Genomic DNA, 18027 nt, shown 5'->3' on the forward strand with positions numbered 1-18027 from the left:
AGGACCGACCGCCATCCGGTGGTCCTCGGTCTCCGGCAGCCCGCACCGCGAGGACCCGGGCGGCACGGCTGGAGCGGGCGGTGGCGGCGGCGAGAGGGCCGCGGCGGAAAGCCCGGGGGACGTCCTGCCGGTCAGGCCGCCGGGCTCGCGGCGCCCGGCGCCGGGCGTCGCCGCCGGTAGAGCACCTGGTGGGCGTCCCACTCCACGAAGGACTCCGCGTGCGTGAAGCCGAGGGCCTCCAGGAGCCTTCGCGAGGGGGCGTTCGCCTCCTGCGTGAGCGCGAGCACGCTCGGCGTGTCCTCCAGGACCCGGGCGACGACCGCGCCGACGGCCTCGCGCGCGTACCCCCGTCCCCAGTGCTCGGGCAGGAACTGGTACGAGACCTCCGTCTCCCCGTTCCGCGCTCCGTCCTCCACCGCGACGAGGCCGAGCAGGACGCCGTCCTCGGCCCGGACCACCGCGTGGGAACCGGGCGCCCCGACGATCCGCCGCTGCCGGATCCGGACGACGGAGTCGATGACGGGGCCGCCGAGGTGGTGGCGCACCCGGTGGTCGGTCCACAGCCGCGTCAGGGCCGGCACGTCGGCGTTCCGGACGGGCCGCAGCACCAGCCGCTCGGTGACGAGCGGCGGCCGCTCCCCCCGGACGGGCGGGGAGGCCGGGGCGGGCTCCGGGAGCGGGACGGCGGACATGCCTCCCATCATCGCAGCCCCGGAGCCGGGATCGGCCGGGATCACCGGTCCCCCGAACGGGGCGACCGGGCCGGCGCCGGGAGGGCCCCGTGGACGTCCGGGCCGTCAGCCCATCCGGCGGGTGAGGGCGGCCAGTGCGCCGGGCCTGCGGCCCGGGACCCGTCGGCGGAGGCCGACCAGGGTGGGTCCGAGGGCTCGGGCCCGGTCGGGGTCGCCGATCTGCTCCCACTGGTGGTGGGCCCGGTCGACGGCCCCTTCGACGTCGGGGTCGTCCGTCCGCTGGCCCAGCCCGAGCCGGGCCTCGGCGGCGGCGAGCCAGAGTTCGCAGCTGCGGGCCGGTTCCCCGGCGAGGCGGGCGAGGTCGGCCCGCACCTCCGTCCAGTGGACGGCCTCCATCGACCGGGGTCCGTGGCGTCGCAGGGCCTCGCGCTCCCAGGCGGCCGCCATCGTCGCCGCCTCCCCGTGCCGCCCGGCCATGGCGGCGGCGAGGATCGCGGGGTGCGGGTCGTCCACGGCCGCCGACCCGCCCGCACCGGGGGGCACGGGCGCCGGAGGCGTCACGGGCAGGGGCGCGGGGCGGGTCACGGTCACGGGCGCGGGCGGAGGTGCGGGGCGGAACGTCGCCGGGGGCGCCGGAGGTGCCGGGCTCGTGGCGGGAACCCGTGCCGGGGCCGCTGCGGGAACCGGTGCCGGGCCCGCCGCGGGCGTGGGAGCCGGTGGAGGCGCGAGCCCGGGGGTGAGGAAGACCGGTTCCGGTGCGGGTGCCACCGCCATCGCCCGCGCGGCGGCCTCCGCGTGCGCCGCGGACGGCGTCAACCGGGCTCCGGAGCGCCAGAGTTCGGCCCAGGCGCGCAGGTACTCGGGGGTCGTGGGCTCGCCCCTGCGCGGGGCGGGCACCACGCGCCCGTAGAGGAGGGGGCCGGGCCCCAGGTGCAGCAGTCCGGGCGCGGCGGTGAGGCGCTGCCAGACGTCCGGGTCGGCCGCGAGGTCCGCGACGACGGTCGTGGCGCCGGGCGGCCGTGCGCCGAGTTCGCCGGCGAGCCAGTGCCAGGGCAGCGCGGTGTAGCGGAGGGTCGCCGGCGTGGTGCGGGCGAGGGCGAGGTGGGGCAGCTGCTGGCGGCGGTCGAGGTGGAGCTGGCCCGCGAGGCACACGACCAGGGGGCCGGGGCTCGCGGCCGCCGCTCGGAGGCGCGTGAGGACGGTCTGCGGGTCGAGCGGATCGGCGAGTTCGACGACCGTGGCGGCCGTGGTGCCGGTGAGCACCCCGGGCGGTACGGCGGCGAGCACCGGAAGCACCGAGGCGGCGTCCATCGCGCGGCCCCGGCCGGCGGGCGCGGCGGCCAGCAGGACGGCGGTGCCGACCGCGCCCATGGCCGCCGCGCCCCCTTCCGCACGCACGGCCGGACCGCCCACCGCCGCGCCCGGACCGCCCGTCACGACACCGGCGCCGGTACCGGCGCCCGCACCCGGGCCGCTCGCCGCGGCGACCGTGCTCGCTTCCGACGTCCGAGCGTCGGGGGCAAGCCCGTTCGACCTCCCCGCCCCCACACCCGTACGCGCGTCCGAACCGCCCGTGACCACCCCGCCGGGGGCCGTCGTCCCCGCGCCCACCGTGCCGTTCCCGTCGTCGTTCACCACCCCAGCACCGTAACGGGTCGCGCCCTGTCCGATAATCGCCGGGCCTTTGACATATGCCAGAAGCACCACCGGATCGAGTGTTGCCAAATCGCTTACGGGCCGTCCCGGGCTGTGCGACAGTCGTCCACGGGCCTCCTTCCACACCTGGCCGCGCCGCGCCTGTATCGGAGTACGACATGCCGTCCCATCTGTTCGCGGACCGCCCCGCCCAGCCGCCGGAGCCGGGCGCGGTGGACGCGCTGATCTCACAGACCCGCCGCCTGCGCGGCGAGGTGGACGCCGTCCGCCGGGACGCCGTGGCGGACGAGGACGATCCCCGGCAGCGGTGGCAGCGGGCCCTGTGCGATCTGGCGGTACACCAACTCGACGATCTGGGTGCCCAGTTGGGCCAGCTCCGGGCCGGAGTCCCGGCGAGCGCGGTCCCGGAGGACGGGACCGGGGACATCGACGCCGTCGCCGACACCGCGCTCGCGCCCGCCCCCGGCACCGCGTACGGCGTGACCGCCCCGCCCCGGACCGGTTCGCTGCTCTCCCGGGTCGGCAGCGCCGAGTGGAACCTGCTCACCGACGAGGTCAGCTGGTCCGAGGAGCTGTTCCAGATCTTCGGACGTCCCCCGGAGAGCGGCCCGATGTCGCTCGACGAGATGCCCACGATGGTCTTCCCCGATGACCAGCCCGTCCTCCAGGGCATGGTGACGGACTGCCTGATCGACGGGAAGCCGATCGACGGCGAGTTCCGGATCGTACGGACCGACGGCCGGGTGCGCACGGTGCACATGACCGGCGAACCCGTGCTCGACACCGACGGCTGCACCGCCTCCATGTGGGCCGTCCTGCGCGACGTCAGCGAACTGCGGCGCAGCGAGCGGGCGGTCCGCGAGAGCCGGGACAGCCTGGAACGCAGCCGCCACATCGAGCTCACCGAGCGGCGGGTCGCCGTCGAACTGCAGGAGGCCGTCCTCCCGCCGTGGCGCGGTTCGCTCCGCTTCGCCCACGACGGCCCCGCCCCGCTCGACGTGGCCGCGCACTACCTGCCGGCCGCCAGCACCGGTCTGATCGGCGGCGACTGGTACGACGCGCTCGCCCTGCCCGACGGGGACGCCCTGCTGACCGTCGGCGACCTGACGGGCCACGGGGTCGCCGCGACCTCCTCCATGGCCATGCTCCTCGGCGCGCTGCGCGGCATGGCCGTCGCCGGCATCCGGCCCGGCGCGCTGATGGGCCACCTCAACCAGCTCCTGGAGACCTCCGTACAGCCCGCCCTCGGCAGCGCGATGTGCTGCCGCTACGACCCGGTGGCCCAGACCCTGGCCTGGGCGCAGGCCGGCCACCCCGCCCCGCTGCTCTTCCGCGACGGGACGGGGCACGCGCTCCGACGGCCCGACGGCGTGCTGCTCGGGGCGACGGCCGGCGCCGTGTACGACGAGGCCGAGACCCGGCTGCTCCCGGGCGACCTGCTGGTCCTGCACACCGACGGGCTGGCCCGTGGCGGTGATCCGGACGACGACACGGGCGCGCGACGGCTGCTCGCCCTCGGCCCCCGGTTCGCGGAGGCACGGGACGCGCAGGACGGCGTGCGCGCGGTGGTGGAGGAGTTCGGCGAGGAGCCGCGCGAGGACGACGCCTGCGTGATGGTGGTCCGGGTCGCCCGCCCGAGCTGAGACCCCCCGCACCGGAGCCCGGGCCACCCGCGCGCCGGTACTCGAACCACCCGCGCCGGAGCCGGGACCGCCTGCCGACGAGCCTTCCGAGCCCTCGTCGCACTCGCTGACGAGCCCTTCCCGAGCCCTCCTCCCACCCGCCTGACGGGCCCTTTCGCGCCTCCCCGTCCCACGGGCCGGGGAGGCTCAGGCCTGCCCGGCCCTGGGGCTGTTGACGGGCGACCTGGGGAGGGCCAGCTCGATCTCCTCGCGCAGGGTCTCGACGCTCGAGTGGCCCGCGTACTGGCCGGTGAGCCGGTACATCTCCCTCAGCCGGTCCCAGGTCCGGTGGGACGAGGTGTTCCCCATGGACACGAGGGCGAGCCGGGCGTACCGGTCGGCCTGTTCCGGGTCGTCCGCGATGAAGCAGGCCGACGCCATCGAGATGTGGTCGAAGAGCTTGGACCGGTCGTGCCCGCCGTGCCTCAGTTCGAGGGCCAGCTTGGCGTGGCGCTGCGCGGGGATCGCCGCGGCCGGGTCGTGCTCGGCGAGGGTGCGGTAGGCGAGGGCCTGCATGCCGTGCATGTCGGCCTCGTCGAAGTTCTGCATCCAGTCCGGCTTCTCCTCGCCCGTGTCGGAGACGAAGAGGTCCTCGGCCTCTCCGAGGGTCCGCCGCATGGCCTGGCCCCGCCCCATCGAGGCCTGCGCCCAGGCCTCGATGGTGTGGAACATGGCCCGGGTGCGGGGCAGGACCCGCTCGCCCGAGCCCACCTTGGCGAGCTTCATCAGATCGAGGGCGTCGTCGGGCCGGCCCAGGTGCACCATCTGGCGGGCGGCCCGGGACAGCGCCTCGCCGGCCCGGGGCCGGTCGCCGCCCTCGCGGGCCGCGTGGGCGGCGATGACGAAGTACTTCTGCGCCGTCGGTTCGAGGCCGACGTCGTGGGACATCCAGCCCGCCAGGACGGCGAGGTTGGCGGCGACGCCCCACAGGCGCCGCTGGAGGTGGTCGGCGTGGCGGTAGGCGAGCATGCCGCCCACCTCGTTGAGCTGGCCCACGACCGCCTTGCGCTGGAGGCCGCCGCCCCGGGAGGCGTCCCAGGCGCGGAACACCACCACGGAGTGCTCCAGGGCCTCGATCTCCTCCGACCCGATGGGGGCGGCCTCGTAGCGGTCGAACCCGGCGGGGTCGGCGTGGAGGGGATCGGTGGCACGCTGGGCGACGCCCTTGCGTGCGGGGTCGGTCTGCAGCCAGTCGTGCATGGCGTTGCTGAGTACGGAGCCGGCGGCAAGCGCGGCACCCGCGCCCACCAGGCCGCGTCGGTTGAGCATGAGGTCCATTCCCGTGAATTCGGTGAGGACCGCCGCCGCACGATCGGGGGGCCAGGGCAGCCCGTCAGGGTTGTCCGTCTTCCTGACGTCCTGCTTCTTTCCGGCACGCCCGTGTCGTACGAACCCGAGGTCCTCGATGGTCACGACACGGCCGAGTCGCTCGGTGAACAGTGCTGCCAGCACCCGGGGGACGGGATCGCGCGGGGTCTCGCCCCGGTCGATCCACCGCCGCACCCGCGAGGTGTCGGTCGCCAGCTGGGGGTGGCCCATGGCCGCCGCCTGCCGGTTGACGAGCCTCGCGAGTTCGCCCTTGGACCAGCCGGCCAGGCCGAACAGGTCTGCCAGGCGGGTGTTGGTTTGTCCGGTCACGTCTAAGCCCCCAGGTTCTCGGCTGAGTTGACAGTAACCCCCTGTCATAGGCCTGGCGACAATTCGCCAGGGTTCGCCAGGGTGCGCTGGATGTTCCGCCACCCGCGCCCGGGTGTCAGGTAGGAACGCGCCACCCCGCCCCGCCGACCGGCCCTCATTCCCCAGGGTGCGGACCGGGGGCGGGCGGGGCGACGCACGCAACTCGTCGGCGCACGAAGGGATCTGTCACCTCCATGTACACAGCATCGTCCTCCGTGTCCGCCCCGCCCCGGCCGCAGCACCGCATCGTCCCGGCAGGCGCCGGACCGTACCTCGCCCCCGCTCCCCAGGCCGTCCGGCCGAGGCGCTGGGCGGGCGGCACCGGCACCCAGCCGGTCAGCGGGAGAATCGACCTGTCCGGCCCCCAGGGGGCGCAGCTGAAGACGGCGATCGCGTCGGTCCACCGGATCTGCCCGGAGTTCAACCCGGTGCAGGTGCTGCGGCGCAGCGGCCGTTCCGTACTGATCGTCGGGACGACGGGGCGGACGACGGCGGTCGCCAAGTGTTTACTGGACCACTCCCCCGCCTGGGTCGAGCGGTTCCGGCACGAGATAGCTTCCTACCGTTCCTTCGTCCGTCACCGTCCGCCGGTGCGGGCGCCGCGGCTGATCGCCGCGGACCCGGAGAACTGCACGCTGGTGATCGAGCGGATGCCCGGGCGTGCGGCGGCGCTCTCGCGCCACCCCGTCGAGGCTCCACCGCGGGCCGACGTGCGGGCCGCGCTCGGCGCGATCGCCCGGCTCAACGCCTGGCGGCCGCCGGCCGGGACCTTCGACGCGCCGCTGGACTACGGCGCCCGGATCGCCCGCTACCACGAGCTCGGGCTCTTCACGGACCGGGACCGGGACGACCTGCAGAAGCTGCTGCACGGTCTGGCGCACGCGGGCGGCCGTCAGGGCATGGGCCAGTTCTGTCACGGCGACGCCCTGCTCTCCAACATCCTGCTCTCCCCCGCCGGGCCGGTGCTCGTCGACTGGGAGCACGCGGGCTGGTACCTGCCCGGCTACGACCTGGCGACCCTGTGGGCGGTGCTCGGTGACGCGCCGCTGGCCCGGCGCCAGATCAGCCAGCTCGCCCAGCAGGCGGGCCCGGCCTCCCGGGACGCCTTCCTGGTGAACCTGATGATCGTGCTGACGCGGGAGATCCGCACCTACGAGACGGCGGTGCAGCGCACCATGAAGGAGGCCCCTCCGGCCGGTTCGGTGCCGGTGCCCTCGGGGGCGCTCGCGCCCGGCGAGGAACAGCGGCTGCTGCTGAGGCGGCTGCACGACGACTGCGCCATGGCACGGCGGGCCGTGCGCGCGGCGGTCGGGACGCGCTGAAGGGCGGTCCGGCCGACCACACGGGGGGGGTGCGCCGCGTCCCGGTGCCGACACACCGGGACGCGGCGCACCGGCTTGTCCGCGCCCCTCCACGAGCCCCTTCCATTGGTCCACTCCGGTGACGGCTCCCAGGCCCGGGACCCGTCGCCGCGAAACTCCGCCACATGGCCTCCTTTTCCGCCCTGACGTGGGAACTTCCTTTCGTGCAGGCGTGATTGACGGGACGTCCGGGAGCCGATACCCCTGTACGGGTTCGGCCCCGCACGCCCCCGTGTCACCCCCTGCCCCTGGAGGCCGCCTTGCTCCGTCCCGCGTCGCGCAGACGTCCATCGCCGATCCGTGTGCCGGGGGCGGTGGGCGCCCTGGCGTCCGCCGTCCTGCTGCTTCCCCTGCTGTCCGCCGCCCCGCCCGCCGGCGCCGACGTGCCCGAGGCGGGTGTCCTGCAGGAGCAGTTCGCGCGGGCGGCCGAGCGGCACGGCGTGCCCGAGAGCGTGCTGCTCGCCGTCTCGTACCTGCAGTCGCGGTGGGATGCCCACGGCGGTGCGCCCAGCGTGACCGGCGGCTACGGGCCGATGCACCTGACGGACGCGGTGACGGCGCTGGCCCGGACCGCCCCGCACCACTCGGAGGGCGGGGAGGACGCGCGCGGCGACGGCTCCCGCCCGGCCCGCACGGGCGGTGACGTCCCGGTGCCCGCGCCCGAGGAGCTGCCCGAGCGGCTGCGGACCCTGGAGCGGGCGTCCGCGCTGTCCGGGATCCCGGCCGAGGAGCTGCGCACCGTGCCCGCCGCGAACATCGAGGGCGGGGCGGCGCTGCTCGCGGCGGCGCAGCGCGAGGCCGGCCTTCCGGCGAGCGCGGACCCGGCCGACTGGTACGGGGCGGTGGCGCGGTACTCCGGCGCGGACGACTCGGCGACGGCGGCGGCGTACGCGAACGACGCGTTCGACGTGATCCGGACCGGGGAGACCCGGACGACGGACAGCGGGCAGGTGGTGACGCTGCCGGCCGCCCCGGCCGTCACGCCCGAGACCGGTCAGGTGGCGGCCCTGGGCCTCCGCCGGCCCGTCGCCGGGCCCGTGGAGTGCCCGTCGTCGGTGGCCTGCGAGTGGGTCCCGGCGCCGTACGAGGAGTTCGGCGACGGCGACTACGGCAACCACGACAAGGCGGACCGGCCCGCCTCCCAGTCGATCGACTACATCGTGATCCACGACACCGAGGCGGACTGGAAGACCACCTTGAAGCTGGTGCAGGACCCGACGTACGTGTCCTGGCAGTACTCGCTGCGCTCCTCCGACGGGCACATCGCGCAGCACGTGCCGCTGAAGGACGTGGCCTGGCACGCGGGGAACTGGTTCGTGAACGCCAAGTCGGTGGGTCTGGAGCACGAGGGCTTCCTGACCTCGCCGGACTCCTGGTACACGGAGGCGATGTACCGGTCGTCGGCGCGCCTGGTGCGGTACATCGCCGCGCGGTACGGCATCCCGCTGGACCGGCAGCACGTCCTGGGCCACGACAACGTGCCGGGCACGACGGCGTCCACGATCAGGAACATGCACACGGACCCGGGGCCGTACTGGGACTGGGCCCACTACTTCCGGCTGCTCGGCCGTCCGATCACTCCGAGCGCCGGTCCGCACGCGGGCGTGGTGACGGTCCGGCCCGACTACGAGTCCCACCGGCCGGTCTACACGGACTGCGCGACGGCGGGGCAGGCGTGTGTGCCGCACGGCAGCGGGGCGGTGCGGCTGCACACCGCGCCGAGCTCCGACGCGCCCCTGGTGAAGGACGTCGGCCTGCGGCCGGGCGGCCAGGACTCCACGACCGGGGTCAACGACACGGGGGCGCGGGCCTCGACCGGGCAGAGCTTCGCGGTGGCGGAGCGACGGGGGGACTGGACGGCAGTCTGGTACCTCGGGCAGAAGGCGTGGTTCCTCAACCCGGTGGAGGAGCCGACGGCGGTGAACGCGCGGGGGCGGGTCCTCACGCCCCGGGAGGGCCTGGCGGAGGTCCCGGTGTACGGGCGGGCGTATCCGGAGGCCTCGGCGTATCCGGCGGGCGTGCCGGTGCAGTCGGTGTCGCCGCTGCCGTACAAGCTGCTCGCGGGCCAGCGGTACGTGGTCGGGGGCAGCACCCCGGGCGAGTACTACTTCGCGCCGGTGTTCGACCCGAGCGGGCACACCGTGGTCCGGGGCCAGGAGCAGTACTACCAGATCCAGTTCGGCCATCGGGTGGCCTTTGTGAAGGCCGCTGACGTGCGGGTTTCCCAGGGCTGACGGAGGTCTGGCCGAAAGGCGCGGGGTGGTGCCGGCCGTGGGGTCCGGCACCACCCCTTCGGCGTTCATACGACTATTCGGGAGACCGCGTGCGCCGTCCGGGCGACGGGTAAGGCTGGGCCGGTCACCGCCCCCGCTCACCGGAAGGCCCTCCCGCACATGCCTCAGCCCTTCGTTATGCCGGATTTCTATGTTCCGTATCCGGCACGGCTCAATCCCCATCTGGAGTCCGCCCGCACGCACACGCGTGACTGGGCGCGGGAGATGGGGATGCTGGAGGGCTCGGGGGTCTGGGAGGAGCACGACCTCGCGTCCCACGACTACGCGCTGCTCTGCTCGTACACCCATCCCGACTGCGACGAGGAGGCGCTGAACCTCGTCACCGACTGGTACACCTGGGTCTTCTTCTTCGACGACCACTTCCTGGAGGTCTTCAAGCGCACCCAGGACCGGGCCGGCAGCAAGGCGTACCTCGACCGGCTCCCGCTGTTCATGCCGGCGGACCCGGCGGTCGGCGTGCCCGGGCCGACCAACCCCGTCGAGGCGGGTCTCGCCGACCTCTGGCGGCGGACGGTCCCGTCGATGTCCGAGGGCTGGCGGGTGCGGTTCGCGGAGGCGACGGAGCACCTGCTGTACGAGTCCCTGTGGGAGCTCGACAACATCAACGACGGCCGGGTCGCCAACCCCCTGGAGTACATCGAGATGCGCCGCAAGGTGGGCGGCGCGCCCTGGTCGGCCGGGCTCGTGGAGTACGCGGCGGGGGCCGAGGTCCCCGCCCGGGTGGCGCACTCCCGGCCGCTGCGCGTCCTCAGGGACGCCTTCTCGGACGCCGTGCACCTGCGCAACGACCTCTTCTCGTACCAGCGCGAGGTGGAGGAGGAGGGCGAGAACAGCAACGGCGTCCTCGTCCTGGAACGGTTCCTCGGCTGCACGACCCAGGAGGCGGCGAACGCCGTCAACGACCTGCTGACCTCGCGGGTCCAGCAGTTCGAGAACACCGCGCTCACCGAAGTGCCGCTGCTCGCCGCCGAGAAGGGGCTGAGCCCGCAGGAGTGCGCGGCGGTCGCGGCGTACGCGAAGGGGCTCCAGGACTGGCAGTCCGGCGGCCACGAGTGGCACATGCGCTCCAGCCGTTACATGAACGAGGGCATGGTCGGCGGGCCCTCGCACCTGGACGGGGTCATCGGCACCTCCGCGCTCGACGTCCGGACCCTGTTCGGACGGCCGGCGGCGGCCCGGCACCGGGCGTTCACCCATGCGCCGCACCAGCACGTGGGGCCCTCGCTGCTGCCCGAGTTCGGCCTGCCGTACCCCCTCACGCTCAACCCCCACCACCAGGAGGCGAAGCGGCACACGGTGGACTGGGCCGAGCGGACGGGCCTCCTCGACGACCTGTGGGACCGGCCGATGGCGGAGGGCTTCGACCTCGCGCTGTGCGCGGCGGGCCTCGACCCGGACGCCTCCCTGGAAGACCTGGAACTCAGCTCCGACTGGCTGACCTGGGGAACCTACGCGGACGACTACTACCCGGCCGTCTTCGGGCGGACGGGCGGCCTGGCCGGCGCGAAGGAGCAGACCGACCGGCTCAAGGCGTGCATGCCGCTCGACGAGCCCGCGGCCGGAGCGGCGCACGCGGTGAACCCCCTGGAGCGTGCGCTCGCCGACCTCTGGGAGCGGACCGCCGCCCCGATGGCGCTCTCGGCGCGGTCCCAGCTGCGGACCGCGCTCGACGTGATGCTCGACAGCTGGATGTGGGAGATGCACAACGTGGTGCAGCACCGGGTGCCCGACCCGGTCGACTACATCGAGATGCGCCGCAGCACCTTCGGCTCCGAGCTGACCACGCTGCTGTGCCGGCTGCGGCAGGACGCGACGCTGCCGCCGGAGCTGTTCCGATCGGGGACGGTGCGCAGCCTGGAGAACGCGGTGATGGACTACGGGGCGCTCGTCAACGACCTCTTCTCGTACCAGAAGGAGATCGAGGTCGAGGGCGAGGTGCACAACGGCGTCCTGGTGCTCCAGAAGTTCTTCGACTGCGACTACCCGACCGCGGTGTCGATGGTCGACGACCTGATGCGGGGGCGGCTGCGTCAGTACGAGAACCTGAAGCAGCGTGAGATCCCTTTGCTGTACGAGGAGTTCGGTCTCGACGCGGCGGGGCGGGAGGCCTTCCAGGCGTACCTGCGGGAGCTGGAGGACTGGCTCGCGGGCGTCCTCAACTGGCACCGGAGGGTACGGCGTTACGGCGCGGAGGACGTGCGTGCGGGCAGCGGCAGCGCCCTGCTGCGGCGCGGGCCGACGGGACTCGGCACCTCGGCGGCGCGGATCTCGGAGCTGCTCGGCGCGGGGCCCCGCTGACGCACGCCGAAGGCCTCCGGGAGGAGTCCCGGAGGCCTTCGGGCCGTCGGATCAGGGGCGCGCGTCGTCGGCGCACCACTGGGGCGCCCGTCGCCGGCTCGCCTCGGAATGTCGGCCGCTCGCCTCAGGGGCGTCGGCCGCGCAGTTCGTCGAGCTCGCGGCGCTCGCGCTTGGTGGGGCGTCCCGCGCCCCGGTCGCGCACGGCGGCGAGGGCGGCGTGCTCACGCGGCGGCGGGGGCGGGCTGTTGTCCACGTACGCCTCGACGGCGACCGGCGGGCCGACCCGCTTGGTGTGGAGCTCCTTGATCTCGACGATCCGCTCCCGGCCGCCGTGGAAGATCCGGACCTCGTCGCCGGGCTTCACGGCCTGGGCGGGCTTGACCCGCTCGCCGTTGACCTTGACGTGCCCGGCGCGGCAGGCGGCCGCGGCCTGGGAGCGGGTCTTGGTGAGGCGGACCGCCCAGATCCAGGCGTCGACGCGCGCGCTCATCGGCTCCGGCCCCGTCAGCCCTGCTGGAACAGCTCGGCGGGCAGCGGCTTGAGCAGCGCGTACAGGTCGTCGGTGATCGGCCGGTCCCAACTGGCGATCGTCACGAGGACGTTGTCGCTGCGGTCGAACTGGACGCAGGAGATGCGGCTCTCGGAGAGCTTGAGGCGGCGCACGATGAGGAGGTTGTCGCCCTGCATGACGGGCATGTCCTCGGTGTCGAGGACCTCGACCGGCTCGTCGTTCTCCAGGGCGGCGAGGAGCTGCGCCACCTCGAAGGGGATCTGGCCGTCGGCGAGCTCGCGCGCCGGGGAGCCCTCGGGGAGGTTGCCGATGATCATCGCGGGTCCGCGGCCGCCGAACAGGTCGTAGCGGAGGAACACGCCCTGACAGGAGCCGTCGGGCGCGGGCAGCAGACCGGCGCCGAGATTGCCGGGCCAGTCCCCCGGATCCATGGCCAGGACGTCGAAGTCCGGGCCCGCGGGTGTGGCGGCGCTGCGGCGGCGGAGGAAGGACATACGGCCATGGTACGTGCCCCGGCGCACCACGCGACGCGCCGGGCGCCGCCCCGGGGCGGCGCCGCTCACCGGGGCCGCCGGTCCTCCGCGGGGGCGGGACCGGTCGGTCCGACCGGGCCGCCACGGGTGACCGGCCGGTCCGGCCGGCGGACCCCTGCGGACGCCCCGCCCGCGCGGCGGCCCGGAGGGATCCGACGGTCACGGGGGGCGCCCGCCCGGTCACGGACGGTCCGCCGCGCGGACGGCCGTCCGGGCGGGGGCGCCCTCCGCGCTCGGGGAGGGGCCACCCGTGTCCCCCGTTCGGCCGAATCGGCCGAACGGGGGACACGGCCGACGCGACCGACGCGACCTAATCGGCTGAATCGGCCGAGCGCTGCGAGAGCCCGTTCAAGAGCTCCAACGCCCGCCCCGCGCGGTCGTGTTCGACGAAGAGGTGGTCGTGATGGAAACCGGCCACCACGTTGCAGCTCAGACCCGCGGCGGCGAGCTCGCCCGCGACGGCCGCCGTGAGGCCGACGGCGTCGAGCGCGGAGTGCACCCGGAGCGTGATCCGGCCGGCCACGTAGTCGTACGGAAGGCCGGCGACGTCCGCCTCCTCCTGCCGTACGACGAGGGTGAGGCCCTCGGGTTCGGCGACCGTGACGACGGGGACGACCCCGGCCGGGACGGGGCCGTCCACCGTGGTGAAGACGTAGCGGCCGGCGTCGAGTTCCGGGCGCATCCCGGCGAGGAGCCGGGTGAGGTCGCGTTCCGCGTTCATGCCGGCCAGGGTAGGCCCCCGCGCGGGGCTCAGCCGGTGGGCGGGGTGTCTCCCACCAGCCACATGGAGAAGAACTGGGCGCCGCCCCCGTAGGCGTGGCCGAGGGCCCGGCGGGCGCCCCCGACCTGGTGCTCGCCGGCGTCCCCCCGCACCTGGAGCGCGGCCTCGGCGAAGCGGATCATCCCGGAGGCTCCGATGGGATTGGTGGAGAGGACCCCGCCCGAGGGATTGACGGGCAGGTCGCCGTCGAGCTCGGTCACCCCGGCCTCGGTGAGCTTCCAGCCCTCGCCCTCCTCGGCGAAGCCCAGGTTCTCCAGCCACATGGGTTCGTACCAGGAGAACGGCACGTACATCTCGACGGCGTCGATCTGCCGCCGGGGGTCGGTGACGCCGGCCTGCCGGTAGACGTCGGCGGCGCAGTCCCGGCCGGCCCGCGGGGAGACGAAGTCCTTGCCGGCGAAGAGGGTGGGTTCGCTGCGCATCGCCCCGCCGTGCACCCAGGCGGGCGGCCGTGGCGCGCGGCCCGCTCCGGCGCGGTCCGTGAGGACCATGGCGCAGGCGCCGTCCGAGGAGGGGCAGGTCTCGGAGTAGCGGATGGGGTCCCAGAGCATCGGGGAGGCCTGGACCTTCTCCAGGGTGAGGTCGTGCTCGTGGAGGTGGGCGTACGGGTTCTTGAGCGCGTTGCGCCGGTCCTTGTACGCGACGAGGGAGCCGATCGTGTCGGGGGCGCCGGTGCGGCGCATGTACGCGCGCACGTGCGGGGCGAAGAAGCCCCCGGCGCCGGCGAGCAGGGGCTGCTGGAAGGGGACGGGCAGGGAGAGGCCCCACATGGCGTTGGACTCGGACTGCTTCTCGAAGGCGAGGGTGAGGACGGTCCGGTGCACGCGCGCGGAGACCAGGTTGGCGGCGACGAGGGCGGTGGAGCCTCCGACCGATCCGGCGGTGTGGACCCGGAGCATGGGCTTGCCGACCGCGCCGAGGGCGTCGGCGAGGTACAGCTCCGGCATCATGACGCCCTCGAAGAAGTCGGGGGCCTTGCCGATGACGACGGCGTCGACGTCCGCCCAGGTCAGCTCGGCGTCCTCCAGGGCGCGCAGGGCGGCCTCGCGGACGAGTCCGGCGATGGAGACGTCCCTGCGGGCGGCGACGTGCTTGGTCTGGCCGATGCCGACGACGGCGACGGACTCTTCACCGGGCACGGGTCTCCCCTTCCAGGACGGCGACGAGGTTCTGCTGGAGGCAGGGACCGGAGGTCGCGTGGGCGAGGGCGCGGTCGGACTCGCCGCGGTGGATGCGGGCGGCGGCCTCGCCGAGCCGGATCAGTCCGGCGGCCATGACGGGGTTGGCCGCGAGGGCGCCCCCGGAGGGGTTGACCCGCACGCTGTCGTCGAGACGGAGGGCCTTCCTGAGGACGACCTCCTGGGAGGTGAAGGGGGCGTGGAGTTCGGCGGTGTCGACGGGCCCGTCGAAGGCTCCGGCTCGCTCGGCGGCCAGGCGGGTGGAGGGCGAGTCGGTGAGGTCGCGGACGCCGAGGGAGTGCGCCTCGATCCGGTGGTCCATGCCCCGGATCCAGGCGGGGCGCTCGCACAGCTCGCGGGCCCGGTCGCCGGCGGCGAGGATCACGGCGGCGGCGCCGTCGCCGACGGGCGGGCAGTCGCCGGTGCGGAGGGGCCGGACGGCGTACCCGCCCTGGGGGCGGGCGCCCGGCAGCTGGGCGTGCGGATTCGTCCTGGCGTCCTCGCGGCTGCGGGCGGCGATCGCGGCGAGGGCGGGCTCGTCGGTGTCCCCGGCGTCGACGAGGGCCTGGGCCTGGAGGGCGGCGAGGGCGACGGAGTCGGGCCAGAGCGGGGCGAGGTAGTAGGGGTCGAGCTGGCGGGTGAGGACGTCGCGGACGGAGCCGCCCGAGGACTTGCCGTACGAGTAGACGAGGGCCGTGTCGGCCTCGCCGGTGAGGAGCTTCACCCAGGCCTCGTAGAGCGCCCAGGCGCCGTCCGTCTCGACGTGGGACTCGGAGATCGGCGGCCAGGCGCCGACGCCGTCGAGGGCCATGGTGAAGGAGAAGGCGCGCCCGGCGAGGTAGTCGGAGGAGCCGGAGCAGGTGAAGCCGATGTCGGCGGCCTTCAGGCCGGTCCGCCGCTGCACCTCGTGGAGCACGGGCATCACCATCTCGACCTCGGAGAGGTCGTCGGTGTGCCGTCGGTGGTCGCTCTGGGCGAAGGCGACGATCGCCACGTCCCGGCTCACAGCAGCTCCTTGTACGTGTCGTAGTCGGCGTCGGTCTCGCCGGTGGGCCGGTAGTGGTCGGGGTAGCGGCCGTCCTCGCTCCACACGGGCTCGACGCGCAGGCCCATGCGGACCTCGTCGTACGGGATGCCGGCGATGCGGCCGTGGAGGGCGAGCCCGGCGCCGTCGAGGGCGATGTGGGCGTAGACGTACGGGACCTCGATGTCGAGGTTCTTCGCCTTGATGTTGACGATGCAGAAGGTGGTGACGGTGCCGCGGGGGCCGACCTCGACCCGGTCGGTGGTGGCGACGCCGCAGGTGGGGCAGGCGCCGCGGGGCGGCACGTACACCTTGGCGCAGGAGGGGCAGCGCTCGCCGACCGTGCGGCGCTCGGCGAGCCCGTGGAGGTAGCGGGTCTGGGCGCGGCCGGGGCTGTACGTGTAGTCGAGGCGGGCGGGGGCGACGATGCCGGTCACGGGCTCCTCGAACCCGCCTTCGTGGGGGGCGGGTTCGCGCTCCCGCGTGCTCTCGTCGCCCTCGTACGGTTCGAAGCAGGCGATGTCCGTGATCGCGCCGGAGCGTTCGGCGGCCCAGCGGATCCGCACCCGCAGGCCGGTGCGGACGGCTTCGGGGCCGGGCGCGTCGAGGGCGTGGAGGAGGGCGGTGTCGGCGCCGTCGAGGCGCACGAGGACCCAGGCGAAGGGGGTCTCCAGGGGCTGTCCGCGGCGGGGCTCGGGGTTCCAGGCCCAGGTGGTGACGGTGCCGGTGGGGGCGACCTCGACGAGCTCGCGGAGTTCGGCGGCGGTCACGGGGTCGTACTCGACGGGCGGGACGAGCACCCCACCCGCCTCGGTGCGCACGCCGAGGACGGTGCGCTCGCGCAGCCCGGTGAGGAAGGCGGACTGGACGGGGCCGAGGGAACGGGTGAAGGGGAACTCGACGACGAGGGGTGCGCGGAGGGCTTCCGGCGGGGGTGCGGCGGCTGGCATGGGACGGCTCCTTCATCGGGGAGGAAAGGGGTGGGGTGGGCACGGGGTGCGGGCGGGCGTGGGGTGCGGGCGGGGCGGCTGCACGGGGCTCCCTCCCCCGCCCCGCCCCTTCCCGGAACCGGGGAGCCGCCCCGGCCCCCGCGCCCCGGGCTCCCCTGCGCCTGGCGGCGCGGGGGGCCTGGCGGTCCCGAACTCCCACCCGCCGGGCGGGATCTCCCCCCGCCCGGCGCCCGAGGGACGGCCACAGGCCGCTCGGGGCCCGGCCGGGCCCCGAGTTCGAGGGCCGGGGCGGAGCCTCGGTCCGGAGGCCGGGGGCGGAATCCGGGCCCGGGTTCCCGGGACAGGGCCCCGAGACCGGAGGGCCGGGGCTCCGGCACCGGAGCCCAAGCCCACGGGATCCCCGCGGTCGGGGGGCGGGGGCGGAACCCCCGGTTTCCGGGAGGGGCGGGGTGGGGGAAGCGTCACTCCCGGCGGTACACCGGCGTCCGCTTCTCCGCGAACGCCCTCGCCCCCTCCTTCGCGTCCGCCGTGTCGAAGATCGGCCACCCCCGCTTCAGTTCGGCGGCGAGCCCCTCCGTCTCGGGCAGTTCGGCCGTCTCGTACACGGAGGCCTTGACCGCCTCGACGGCGAGCGGTCCGCAGGCGTTGACGCGCTCGGCGATGTCGAGGGCCGCGTCCAGGGCGGTGCCGTCGGGGACCACCCGGCCGACGAGGCCGATGGCGGCGGCCTCGTCGGCGCCGTACGGGCGGCCGGTGAGGAGCATTTCGAGGGCGTGGGTGCGGGCGATCTGGCGGGGCAGGCGGACGGTGGATCCGCCGATGGGGAAGAGGCCCCGCCGGACCTCGAAGAGGCCGAACGTGGCGGAGGCGGCGGCGACCCTGATGTCGGTGCCCTGGAGGATCTCGGTGCCGCCGGCGACGCAGTGGCCCTCGACGGCGGCGATGACGGGTTTGCGGGGGCGGTGGTGGCGGAGCATCGCCTTCCAGTGCAGGTCGGGGTCGGCCTTCAGCCGGTCCCGGTACTGTTCGCCCGCCATGCCCTTCCCGGCGAGGGCCTTGAGGTCCATGCCGGCGCAGAAGGAACCGCCCGCGCCGGTGAGGACGACCGAGCGGACGGTGTCGTCGGCGTCGGCCTCCAGCCAGCCGTCGTACAGGCCGACGAGCATCGGCAGCGAGAGGGCGTTCTTGGCCTCGGGCCGGTTCAAGGTGAGGACGAGCGTGGCGCCTTCGCGCCGGACGCTGAGGTGTTCGGTGCCGCCCATGGGGGCCTCCCGTCTCCAGTTCTGGAACAGGTTGCAGGAGCCGGGGGCCCAGTTCAATAGTTTTCTGACACTCAGTCAGATTCTTCTGCGCATCCCCTTCCCCCGTCGACCGGTCGACGCTCTAATGA

At 74.7% G+C, this 18027-nt stretch carries 14 protein-coding genes; 4 read left to right on the forward strand and 10 right to left on the reverse strand.

The window, feature by feature from the left end; translation table 11 throughout:
• Window positions 1-131 precede the first annotated feature (131 nt).
• Together IE180_RS17345 and IE180_RS17350 are read right to left on the reverse strand one after the other, a co-directional pair.
• Window positions 132-692: a GNAT family N-acetyltransferase gene (locus IE180_RS17345; RefSeq protein WP_190157782.1), complete on the reverse strand. Its 561-nt coding sequence runs from the start codon at window positions 690-692 to the stop codon at window positions 132-134.
• Window positions 693-797: 105 nt separating this feature from the next.
• A complete protein-coding gene (locus IE180_RS17350; protein WP_190157980.1) occupies window positions 798-2063 on the reverse strand; it encodes a hypothetical protein in 1266 nt (421 codons plus the stop codon).
• A 443-nt stretch (window positions 2064-2506) separates the two neighbouring features.
• Here IE180_RS17350 and IE180_RS17355 point away from each other — a divergent pair, with 443 nt between their 5' ends.
• Entirely contained in the window at window positions 2507-3991 is a 1485-nt protein-coding gene (locus IE180_RS17355) for a PP2C family protein-serine/threonine phosphatase (RefSeq protein ID WP_190157783.1), read from the forward strand.
• 186 nt (window positions 3992-4177) lie between these two features.
• On the opposite strand, the gene IE180_RS17360 is transcribed toward IE180_RS17355, so the two are convergent.
• Window positions 4178-5668: a DNA-binding protein NsdB gene (locus IE180_RS17360; RefSeq protein WP_190157784.1), complete on the reverse strand. Its 1491-nt coding sequence runs from the start codon at window positions 5666-5668 to the stop codon at window positions 4178-4180.
• A 233-nt stretch (window positions 5669-5901) separates the two neighbouring features.
• Between IE180_RS17360 and IE180_RS17365 the strand changes: the two genes are divergently transcribed.
• From IE180_RS17365 to IE180_RS17375, 3 genes are all read left to right on the forward strand, one after another.
• Window positions 5902-7029, forward strand: coding sequence for an aminoglycoside phosphotransferase family protein (locus IE180_RS17365; RefSeq protein WP_190157785.1), 1128 nt, complete (start codon window positions 5902-5904; stop codon window positions 7027-7029).
• Between the two features lie 353 nt (window positions 7030-7382).
• Window positions 7383-9302 (forward strand): N-acetylmuramoyl-L-alanine amidase, encoded by a 1920-nt coding sequence (locus IE180_RS17370; protein ID WP_190157786.1) that lies wholly within the window; start codon window positions 7383-7385, stop codon window positions 9300-9302.
• Between the two features lie 159 nt (window positions 9303-9461).
• On the forward strand, window positions 9462-11660 hold the full coding sequence (locus IE180_RS17375; RefSeq protein WP_190157787.1) for a terpene synthase family protein: 2199 nt from the start codon (window positions 9462-9464) through the stop codon (window positions 11658-11660).
• A 124-nt stretch (window positions 11661-11784) separates the two neighbouring features.
• On the opposite strand, the gene IE180_RS17380 is transcribed toward IE180_RS17375, so the two are convergent.
• The 7 genes from IE180_RS17380 to IE180_RS17410 all read right to left on the reverse strand — a co-directional run bounded on the left by IE180_RS17380 (window position 11785) and on the right by IE180_RS17410 (window position 17899).
• Window positions 11785-12150 (reverse strand): RNA-binding S4 domain-containing protein, encoded by a 366-nt coding sequence (locus IE180_RS17380; protein WP_190157788.1) that lies wholly within the window; start codon window positions 12148-12150, stop codon window positions 11785-11787.
• A 14-nt stretch (window positions 12151-12164) separates the two neighbouring features.
• On the reverse strand, window positions 12165-12665 hold the full coding sequence (locus IE180_RS17385) for a hypothetical protein (protein ID WP_030688984.1): 501 nt from the start codon (window positions 12663-12665) through the stop codon (window positions 12165-12167).
• 349 nt (window positions 12666-13014) lie between these two features.
• Window positions 13015-13425, reverse strand: a complete 411-nt coding sequence (locus IE180_RS17390; protein ID WP_190157789.1) for an ACT domain-containing protein — start codon at window positions 13423-13425, stop codon at window positions 13015-13017.
• 29 nt (window positions 13426-13454) lie between these two features.
• A complete protein-coding gene (locus IE180_RS17395) occupies window positions 13455-14624 on the reverse strand; it encodes a thiolase family protein (protein ID WP_190157790.1) in 1170 nt (389 codons plus the stop codon).
• Window positions 14614-15669, reverse strand: coding sequence for a thiolase family protein (locus IE180_RS17400; RefSeq protein WP_190157791.1), 1056 nt, complete (start codon window positions 15667-15669; stop codon window positions 14614-14616). The genes IE180_RS17395 and IE180_RS17400 overlap by 11 nt, the downstream gene beginning before the upstream one ends.
• Window positions 15666-16637 carry a Zn-ribbon domain-containing OB-fold protein gene (locus IE180_RS17405; protein ID WP_190157792.1) on the reverse strand — a complete coding sequence of 324 codons (972 nt, stop codon included), beginning with the start codon at window positions 16635-16637 and terminating at the stop codon, window positions 15666-15668. Before IE180_RS17405 ends, IE180_RS17400 begins: the two co-directional genes overlap by 4 nt.
• Before the next feature lie 461 nt (window positions 16638-17098).
• Window positions 17099-17899, reverse strand: coding sequence for a crotonase/enoyl-CoA hydratase family protein (locus IE180_RS17410; RefSeq protein ID WP_190157793.1), 801 nt, complete (start codon window positions 17897-17899; stop codon window positions 17099-17101).
• Window positions 17900-18027 lie beyond the last annotated feature (128 nt).

Origin of the sequence: Streptomyces litmocidini (genome assembly GCF_014649755.1) — a bacterium.
Taxonomy (GTDB): Bacteria; Actinomycetota; Actinomycetes; order Streptomycetales; family Streptomycetaceae; genus Streptomyces; species Streptomyces litmocidini.

Excerpts from the sequence above, each read along its gene's own strand:
- IE180_RS17385 (WP_030688984.1), bottom strand. The coding sequence starts at position 12,665 with ATGTCCTTCCTCCGCCGCCGCAGCGCCGCCACACCCGCGGGCCCGGAC.
- IE180_RS17405 (WP_190157792.1), bottom strand. The coding sequence starts at position 16,637 with ATGCCAGCCGCCGCACCCCCGCCGGAAGCCCTCCGCGCACCCCTCGTC.
- IE180_RS17350 (WP_190157980.1), bottom strand. The coding sequence starts at position 2,063 with ATGGGCGCGGTCGGCACCGCCGTCCTGCTGGCCGCCGCGCCCGCCGGC.
- IE180_RS17410 (WP_190157793.1), bottom strand. The coding sequence starts at position 17,899 with ATGGGCGGCACCGAACACCTCAGCGTCCGGCGCGAAGGCGCCACGCTC.
- IE180_RS17355 (WP_190157783.1), top strand. The coding sequence starts at position 2,507 with ATGCCGTCCCATCTGTTCGCGGACCGCCCCGCCCAGCCGCCGGAGCCG.
- IE180_RS17345 (WP_190157782.1), bottom strand. The coding sequence starts at position 692 with ATGTCCGCCGTCCCGCTCCCGGAGCCCGCCCCGGCCTCCCCGCCCGTC.
- IE180_RS17365 (WP_190157785.1), top strand. The coding sequence starts at position 5,902 with ATGTACACAGCATCGTCCTCCGTGTCCGCCCCGCCCCGGCCGCAGCAC.
- IE180_RS17390 (WP_190157789.1), bottom strand. The coding sequence starts at position 13,425 with ATGAACGCGGAACGCGACCTCACCCGGCTCCTCGCCGGGATGCGCCCG.
- IE180_RS17380 (WP_190157788.1), bottom strand. The coding sequence starts at position 12,150 with ATGAGCGCGCGCGTCGACGCCTGGATCTGGGCGGTCCGCCTCACCAAG.
- IE180_RS17375 (WP_190157787.1), top strand. The coding sequence starts at position 9,462 with ATGCCTCAGCCCTTCGTTATGCCGGATTTCTATGTTCCGTATCCGGCA.